Genomic DNA, 7,683 nt, shown 5'->3' on the forward strand with positions numbered 1-7,683 from the left:
CGCCCAGCCCAGGGCGCCGCGGCTTCGACCGATCAGCTTCGACCTGTCAGCCCAGGTCGGTCCCCGCGCCGACCCGGCCTCAGCCGTGGACCGCGCGGTACACCTCGGCGGCCCCGGGGTGGAGCGGGACCCCCGAGGTGCCGACCAACGTGCGCACGTCCAGGAACTGCGTGCCCAGCGCCTCCTTCGGCACCAGCCGCGCCGCCCGCTCCACCAGGACGCGGGTGACGGCCGCCGCCACGTCGTCGGGCAGGTCGGGGGAGCACAGCAACAGGTTGGCCACGCCGACCGTGGGGACCTCCCGCACCAGCCGGTACGCCCCGGCGGGCACGGTCACCCGCTCGTACACCAGGCCGTGCCGGGCGCGGAGCGCGGGCAGCGCCGAGTCCAGCGGCAGCAACCGGATGCCGAGGCGCTCGTCGAGCTGGGTCAACGTGGGCGTGGGCACGCCGCTGGACCACAGCAACGCGTCGACCCGGCCGCTGGTCAACGCGGTGACCGCGTCGGCGAGCCGGAGCTGCACGACGTTCACCCGGGGCGTCCCGGCCGACGAGTCCCCCGACGACAGCCCGGTGGCGGCCAGCAGCCGCTGCCCGAACAACGAGGCCCCCGAGCCGGGCGCGCCCAACGACAACGTCCGACCGGCCAGGTCGGCGACGATGCTCGCCGTGCTGTTCGCCGGCACCACAACCTGCATGTAGTTCTCGTACACGCGGCCGAGCGCGCGCAGCGGCGTGCGTTGCCCGCCGGGCAACTCGCCGGCGAGGGCCGCCTGCGCCGTGTCCGCGAGCACCAGGCCGAGCTGCGCCCGGCCGGACCGCAGCAGCTCGACGTTGGCCAGACTGCCCTCGGTCGGCAACGCGGTGGTCCGCAGCCGGGGTTCCGCGGCGCTGGTCTCGGCGGCCAGCAGCTCGGCGAAGGCCAGGTAGAACCCGCCGGACTCCCCGCCGGCCACGGACAACACCCGTTCGGGGCCGGTGTAGCCGCCGGTCGAGCACGCGGGGACGCACGCGGCCAGCACGCCCGCCAGGCCCGCGCGCAACACCGACCGCCGACAGGCGCCGCTCATCGCGCCCCCTCCGCCGTCGGTAGCTCGACCAGGACCTCCAGACCGTGTGGTCGGGCCGCGCGCAGCTCCAGCCGCCCGCCGCGTCCGGAGACCATACGCTCCGCGATCGGCAGCCCGAGCCCGGTGCCCCGGGTCCCCCGGTGCCGGTCGGCCCGCCAGAAGCGGCGCGTGGCCATGCGCAGCTCGTCCTCGCCCATGCCGGGGCCGTCGTCGACGACGGCCAGCCGGACCACGTCCGCCTGACGTCCACAACGGACAGTGACGGTGGAGCCCCGGCCCGCGTACTTGACCGCGTTGTCCAGCAGCACCCCGAGGACCTGCGCCAGCTCGTCCTCGGCGCAGCGCGCCAGCGCCGGGCCGATCTCCGTCCGCACCGTCACCCCGGCCTGCTCCGCCGCCGGCCGCCACGCCTCCACCTGCGCGGCCGCCACCGTCGCCGCGTCGCACACCGCGCGGGCCTCGTCCGCCTCGACGTCCCGCCCCGCCGACAGCCGGCCGGCCCGGTTCTCCACGCTCGCGAGCGCGAGCATGTCGTCCAGCAGGGACTCCATCCGCTCCAGGTCGGACTGTACCGACCGGTACGCGCGCTGCCCGGCCTCGGGCACCCGCGCGCCGAGGGCGTCCACCCGCAGGCGCAACGCCGCCATCGGGTTGCGAAGCTGGTGCGAGGCGTCGGCGACGAGCTGGCGCTGCTGGTCGAGGGCGTCGGCCACGGCGTCGGACATCTGGTTGAACTGGGTGGCGAGCTGGCGCAGCTCCGGAGGGCCGCCCACGGCGACCTGCGCGTTGCCCCGCCCGGACGCCACCGCCCGCACCCCGCGCTCCAGCTCCCGCAGCGGGCGCAGCACCCACCGCGTCATGATCAGGGCCAGTGCGACGCAGGCGATCGCGGCCGCCGCGGCACCGAGCGAGACCAACGCCCAGCGACGCGCGACGTCCGCCGCCGCGGCGCGCACCGACGCCCGCAACACCACCGCGCCCGACACCCGCGTGCCGGTTCCCGCCGGCCGCGCCAGCAACACGTCCTCCCGTGACCAGGGGCGGAGTTCGGCCACTGGTTCGGCGGGCTGGTTGCGCAACGCGCCGTCGACCAGCGCGGCGACCGCCGGCTCCGCCGCGCGCATGCCCCCGGTCTCCACCACCGGGGCGCGGTGGGCGTCGACCACGACGACCGGCTCGCCGTACACCTCGGTGTACCGCTCGACCTCGGCGCGCAGCGTGGCGCTGTCCCCGGTCGTCGCGGCCTGGTCGGCCAGGACGGCGAACCGGTCGAGGTCGGCGGTGCGGGCGATCACGAGCTGCTGCGTGCGCTCGGACGCGGTCGAGCTGAGCAGCGGGACGGCGAAGGCCGCCACGGCCAGCACCGCGAACGCCAGCAGGGCCAGCAGCACCCGCCTACGCACCGGGGGGCTCCGGCTCCCCGAGGCGGTAGCCGAACCCGCGGATCGTGGTGAGCAGCCGGGGGCGGCCGAGCTTGTTGCGCAACTGGGCGACGTGCACGTCCAACGAGCGGGAGACCGCCAGGTAGGCGTCGCCCCACACCTGGTCCATGAGCTGCTGGCGGCTCACCGCCCTGCCGGGGCGCCCGGCGAGCACCGCCAGCACGTCGAACTCCTTGGGGGTGAGGACGACCTCGTCGCCGGCGACCCGCACCCGCCGCGCGAGCAGGTCGATCTCCACGTCGCCCAGCCGCACCACGGTCTCGCCGCCGCCGTGCGCCCGGCCGGCGCGGCGGGCCACCGCCTCCATCCTGGCCAGCAGCTCGGCCAGCCGGACCGGTTTGACCAGGTAGTCGTCCGCGCCGAGGCGCAGGCCCCTGACCACCGAGCGCTCGTCGCCCCTGGCGGTCAGCACGAGCACCGGCACCGTGGCGACGCGGCGGAGCTTGCGCAGGATCTCCAGGCCGTCCTCGTCGGGCAGGCCCAGGTCGAGCAGCACCAGGTCGGCGTCCCGGTGCCGGGTGAGCGCGTCGGCTCCCCGCCGGACCCTGGTCGGGACGTGGCCGTGCGCGTCGAGCACCTCGACCAGCGCGTCCGCGACGCCGTCGTCGTCCTCGACCAACAGCACGCGCACGGCCACGTCCCTTCCGACTCAGCTCCTGGCGTCGGCCTCCGAGGTCTCCCCGGCCCGCTGGGCGTCCTTCTCCAGCGCCGACTCCTTCGACGTCTCCCGCATGCAGAAGTACACGATGAGCGAGACGAGCACGCAGGCGGACACGTACAGGTAGAACCAGGACTCGTGGCCGGCGTCCTTCAGCCACAGCGCCACGTACTCGGCGGTGCCGCCGAAGATGGCCACGGTCAGGGCGTAGGGCAGGCCGACGCCCAGCGCGCGGATGCGGGTGGGGAACAGCTCGGCCTTCACCACGGCGTTGATCGAGGTGTAGCCGGTCACGATCACCAGGCCGCCCAGCATGAGCAGGAACGCGACGAGCGGGTCCCGGGTGCCGCTCAGCACGGTGAGCAGCGGGATGGTGAGCACGGTGCCGGCGATGCCGAAGGTCAGCAGCAGCGGGCGGCGGCCGATGCGGTCGGACAGCGCGCCGGCCAGCGGCTGGAGCACGACGAAGACCAGCAGCGCGAAGAAGTTGATCCAGGAGACGGTCTCCTTGGAGATCCCGCTCGTGTTGATCATGAACTTCTGGAGGTAGGTGGTGTAGGTGTAGAAGGCCACCGTGCCGCCGAGGGTCAGGCCGGCGACCAGCGCGACCTCCTTGGGGTGGCGCAGCAGGGCCGCGAGCGTGCCCCGGTCGCCCGCGGCCTTCTCGCCCTGGGTGGCCTGCTCGTAGCTGGCCGACTCGTCCATCTTCCGGCGCAGCAGCATGACCACGACGGCACCGAACGCGCCGATGACGAAGGCGATCCGCCAGCCCCACTCGTGCATCTGCTGGCTGGTCAGGACCTGCTGGAGGACGATCTGCACCGCCAGGGCCAGGAGCTGGCCGGCGGTGAGCGTCACGTACTGGAAGCTGGAGTAGAAGCCGCGCCGGCCGGGCGAGGCCACCTCCGACAGGTAGGTCGCCGAGGTCGAGTACTCCCCGCCGACCGACAGGCCCTGGCCGAGCCGGGCCAGGACCAGCAGGATCGGCGCGGCCACGCCGATCGACGCGTACGACGGGGTCGCCGCGATCACGAGCGAGCCGACCGCCATCAGGGTGACCGACAGGGTCAGCGCGGCGCGGCGGCCGAACCGGTCCGCGTAGCGGCCGAGCAGCCAGCCGCCGATCGGGCGCATGAGGAAGCCGACCGCGAACACCGCGGCGGTGTTCAGCAACTGGGCGGTCTCGTCACCCTTCGGGAAGAAGGCGTTGGCGAAGTAGACGGAGAACGCCGTGTAGGCGTACCAGTCGTACCACTCGATCAAGTTGCCGATGCTGCCCCGGATGACGTTGCCCACCACCCGGCGCTCACCGGACCTCGTTGTCCGGCGCCCCAGCTCCACTGACATGTAACCCTCCTCGAGACCTGGATCACGTTCGGGATCGCGCCGAGGAGGGGCAAGGGGCGAGGACGACTCTTTACATCCGCTTAAGACGGTGCGTGGTCGCCTGCCACGCTCCGTGGTCATCCGATGTCGGAGGGCGGGTCGGCGGGCGTTCCTCACCCTGGTGACGAGCGCGCGCCGCCGACCCGCCGTGCTCAGCCCCTGATCTCGATCGTGGCGCTCGCCACCCGACCGAAGATGTCGTCGACCCACACCTCGGTGCGGATCGTCTGACCGGCGAGGTAGCCGTAGAAGTTGTCGACCGTCAGGTGGCTCGCTTTCCGGAGCATCGTTCTCTCCCGTGGTCGACGTGAACGTGTGCCCGCAGGACGCTGGGGAGGCTCGGCGTTGACCGGGAGCTTCTGACAATTGATCGCGATCAACCGGACAATCCCGGTTGTTTCCTGATCTCGCTGGTTCGGCCGCCCCGCTCGGTTCGTGCCGTGTCCGGCCGAGGCATGGTGGTGGCGGGCGGGGAGGGCAGGCGCCCCGGGCTGGACGCGGGGATCGGAGCCGTCGGCGGTGTGGTCGGGTTCGGGAGCCGGGCGAAGGGGCAAACCTGGGGCCAGTGGACGTCGGGGTCCGGCCGACCCCGACGACCGGGCTGATCACGGCGTCGGCGGCGGGGCGGGACCGGTCGGGACCCCGCCGCCACGCCGTGGACCCGAACCCGACGAGACGATCTGGGAGGAGACCGCATGAGCGCGTTGGACCTGCGGCTGCGCCAGTTGATCATCGAGACGTGGCGGCTCGACGGCGTCCGGCCGGACGACATCAGCGAGGAGACCCACTTCGAGGACGACCTCGGCGCGGACCACGACCAGATGCGGAAGCTGTTCCGGCAGGTCGACGTCCAGCTCCTGTGCCGCGTCCCCGAGGAGGACCGCCCCCGGCTGACCACCTACGGCCGACTGCGCGACTACATCAAGAACAACACGGGCTCGGGCGGGCAGATGCCCTGACGCCCCGGCGGGGCCGCCCCGCCGGGCGTGTCCCCCGTCTCCCCGACGCCACGCGGCCCGGCCGCGTGGCGTCGCCCGTGCTCAGAGCTGGTGCGTTGTGCGGGTCCGCCAGCGTCCCGGCGCGCCCGTTGTCGGGTCGGCCCGTTTCGTGGGTACCGGCCGGTAGCGGATAGTGTCGCCGACGATCAGCCCACACCCGACGCAACAGCAGGAGGAGCAGTCGTGGCACGGTCGGTACTGGTCACCGGCGGAAACCGGGGCATCGGTCTGGCGATCGCCCAGGCGTTCGCCGCGCAGGGCGACAAGGTCGCCGTGACGCACCGGGGGTCCGGCGCGCCCGACGGGCTGCTCGGGGTCAAGTGCGACGTCACCGACGCCGCGCAGGTGGAGGCGGCCTTCCAGGAGGTGGAGGCCGCGCACGGCCCGGTCGAGGTGCTGGTGTCCAACGCCGGCATCACCGACGACACCCTGCTGCTGCGGATGAGCGAGGAGCAGTTCACCCGCGTCGTGGACGCCAACCTCACCGGCGCCTACCGGGTGGCGCGGCGCGCCGCCAAGGGGATGCTGCGCCAGCGCTGGGGCCGGATGGTGTTCGTGTCGTCGGTGGTCGGGCTGTCCGGCTCCGCCGGCCAGGTCAACTACGCGGCGAGCAAGGCCGGCCTGGTCGGCCTGGCCCGCTCCGTCGCGCGGGAGCTGGGCTCGCGGCACATCACCGCCAACGTCGTCGCCCCCGGCTTCGTGGCCACCGACATGACGGCCGAGCTGCCCGAGGAGCGGAAGAAGACGATCCTGGGCCAGGTGCCGCTGGGCCGCTACGCCGAGCCGTCCGAGATCGCCGGCGTCGTCACCTGGCTGGCCTCGGACGCCGCCGCCTACGTCACCGGGGCCGTGATCCCGGTCGACGGCGGCCTGGGCATGGGCCACTGACCCCCTCCCTCCCCTCATATCCGTCCCAATCGGAGGATTCACTCGTGACCGGACTTCTGGAAGGCAAGCGGCTGCTGATCACCGGTGTGATCACCGACGCTTCGATCGGCTTCCACGTCGCCCGCCTCGCCCAGGAGCAGGGGGCCAAGGTCGTGCTCACCGGCTACGGCCGGCTGAGCCTGGTGGAGCGCATCGCCAGGCGGCTGCCCGAGGAGGCGCCGCTGATCGAGCTGGACGTCACCAACGACGAGCACCTGCGGACGCTGCCCGAGCGCGTCGGCGCGCACGTGGACGGCCTCGACGGCGTCCTGCACTCGATCGGCTTCGCCCCGCCGTCCTGCCTGGGCAACCCCTTCCTCGACGCGCCGTGGGAGGACGTGTCCACCGCGCTGCACGTCTCGGCGTACTCGTTCAAGTCGCTGGCCACGGCCTGCCTCCCGCTGATGAAGGAGGGCGGCTCGCTGGTCGGCATGGACTTCGACGCCCGCGTGGCCTGGCCGTCCTACAACTGGATGGGCGTGGCCAAGGCCACGCTGGAGGCCACCACCCGCTACCTGGCCAGGGAACTCGGCCCACAGGGCATCCGGGTCAACCTGGTCGCGGCCGGCCCGGTGCGCACCATGGCCGCCAAGTCCATCCCGGGCTTCGCCGACCTGGAGTCGGCGTGGGGCGAGCGCGCCCCGCTCGGCTGGGACGTCACCACCGCGGCGGAGCCCGTGGCCAGGGCGTGCTGCGCCCTGCTGTCCGACTGGTTCCCGGCGACCACCGGCTCCATGGTGTGGGTTGACGGAGGCGTGCACGCCCTCGGCATGTGAGGCGTTCTTCCGCTCGACTCCCGGCGGGCCCGTTGCCCCGGTCACGATGACCAGGGGGCGGCGGGCCCGCCGCCGTGTCGGGGGAGAAGGATCGCGACGTGGGCTTCGACGCGTTGTTGTTTCTGTCGTTCGGTGGGCCGGAGGGCCCGGAGGACGTGCGGCCGTTCCTGGAGAACGTGACCCGGGGTCGGGGTGTGCCGCCGGAGCGGCTGGAGGAGGTCGCCCAGCACTACCTGCACTTCGGGGGTGTGTCCCCGTTGAACCGGTTGAACCGGGACATCATCGGCCGGGTGGAGAAGGAGCTGGCCGGGCGGGGGATCACGCTGCCGGTGTACTTCGGGAACCGGAACTGGCACCCGATGGTGGAGGACGCGGTGGCGGCGATGGCCGCGGACGGGGTGCGGCGGGCGTTGGTGTTCACCACCTC

At 73.3% G+C, this 7,683-nt stretch carries 9 protein-coding genes; 4 read left to right on the top strand and 5 right to left on the bottom strand.

Features of this window, described 5'->3' with window-relative positions:
- Window positions 1–79 precede the first annotated feature (79 nt).
- From LX15_RS07960 to LX15_RS32305, 5 genes are all read right to left on the bottom strand, one after another.
- Window positions 80–1,069, bottom strand: a complete 990-nt coding sequence (locus tag LX15_RS07960; RefSeq protein ID WP_253668843.1) for a TAXI family TRAP transporter solute-binding subunit — start codon at window positions 1,067–1,069, stop codon at window positions 80–82.
- Window positions 1,066–2,472: a sensor histidine kinase gene (locus LX15_RS07965; protein WP_253668844.1), complete on the bottom strand. Its 1,407-nt coding sequence runs from the start codon at window positions 2,470–2,472 to the stop codon at window positions 1,066–1,068. The genes LX15_RS07960 and LX15_RS07965 overlap by 4 nt, the downstream gene beginning before the upstream one ends.
- On the bottom strand, window positions 2,465–3,148 hold the full coding sequence (locus tag LX15_RS07970) for a response regulator transcription factor (RefSeq protein ID WP_253668845.1): 684 nt from the start codon (window positions 3,146–3,148) through the stop codon (window positions 2,465–2,467). Before LX15_RS07970 ends, LX15_RS07965 begins: the two co-directional genes overlap by 8 nt.
- 12 nt (window positions 3,149–3,160) lie before the next feature.
- A complete protein-coding gene (locus LX15_RS07975; RefSeq protein ID WP_253668846.1) occupies window positions 3,161–4,516 on the bottom strand; it encodes an MFS transporter in 1,356 nt (451 codons plus the stop codon).
- A 191-nt stretch (window positions 4,517–4,707) separates the two neighbouring features.
- On the bottom strand, window positions 4,708–4,842 hold the full coding sequence (locus LX15_RS32305; RefSeq protein WP_301304174.1) for a hypothetical protein: 135 nt from the start codon (window positions 4,840–4,842) through the stop codon (window positions 4,708–4,710).
- A 408-nt stretch (window positions 4,843–5,250) separates the two neighbouring features.
- On the opposite strand from LX15_RS32305, the gene LX15_RS07980 reads away from it, so the two are divergent.
- The 4 genes from LX15_RS07980 to LX15_RS07995 form a co-directional block, all read left to right on the top strand.
- Window positions 5,251–5,514: an acyl carrier protein gene (locus LX15_RS07980; protein WP_253668847.1), complete on the top strand. Its 264-nt coding sequence runs from the start codon at window positions 5,251–5,253 to the stop codon at window positions 5,512–5,514.
- A 222-nt stretch (window positions 5,515–5,736) separates the two neighbouring features.
- Window positions 5,737–6,441 (top strand): 3-oxoacyl-ACP reductase FabG, encoded by a 705-nt coding sequence (gene fabG / locus LX15_RS07985; protein ID WP_253668848.1) that lies wholly within the window; start codon window positions 5,737–5,739, stop codon window positions 6,439–6,441.
- 44 nt (window positions 6,442–6,485) lie between these two features.
- Window positions 6,486–7,256, top strand: a complete 771-nt coding sequence (fabI, locus tag LX15_RS07990) for an enoyl-ACP reductase FabI (protein WP_253668849.1) — start codon at window positions 6,486–6,488, stop codon at window positions 7,254–7,256.
- A gap of 98 nt (window positions 7,257–7,354) precedes the next feature.
- Window positions 7,355–7,683, top strand: a 329-nt coding sequence (locus tag LX15_RS07995; RefSeq protein WP_253668850.1) for a ferrochelatase, incomplete at its 3' end; no start/stop codon positions are given.

Origin of the sequence: Streptoalloteichus tenebrarius, from assembly GCF_024171885.1 — a bacterium.
Taxonomy (GTDB): Bacteria; Actinomycetota; Actinomycetes; order Mycobacteriales; family Pseudonocardiaceae; genus Streptoalloteichus; species Streptoalloteichus tenebrarius.

Excerpts from the sequence above, each read along its gene's own strand:
- LX15_RS07980 (WP_253668847.1), top strand. The coding sequence starts at position 5,251 with ATGAGCGCGTTGGACCTGCGGCTGCGCCAGTTGATCATCGAGACGTGG.
- LX15_RS07975 (WP_253668846.1), bottom strand. The coding sequence starts at position 4,516 with ATGTCAGTGGAGCTGGGGCGCCGGACAACGAGGTCCGGTGAGCGCCGG.
- LX15_RS07960 (WP_253668843.1), bottom strand. The coding sequence starts at position 1,069 with ATGAGCGGCGCCTGTCGGCGGTCGGTGTTGCGCGCGGGCCTGGCGGGC.
- LX15_RS32305 (WP_301304174.1), bottom strand. The coding sequence starts at position 4,842 with ATGCTCCGGAAAGCGAGCCACCTGACGGTCGACAACTTCTACGGCTAC.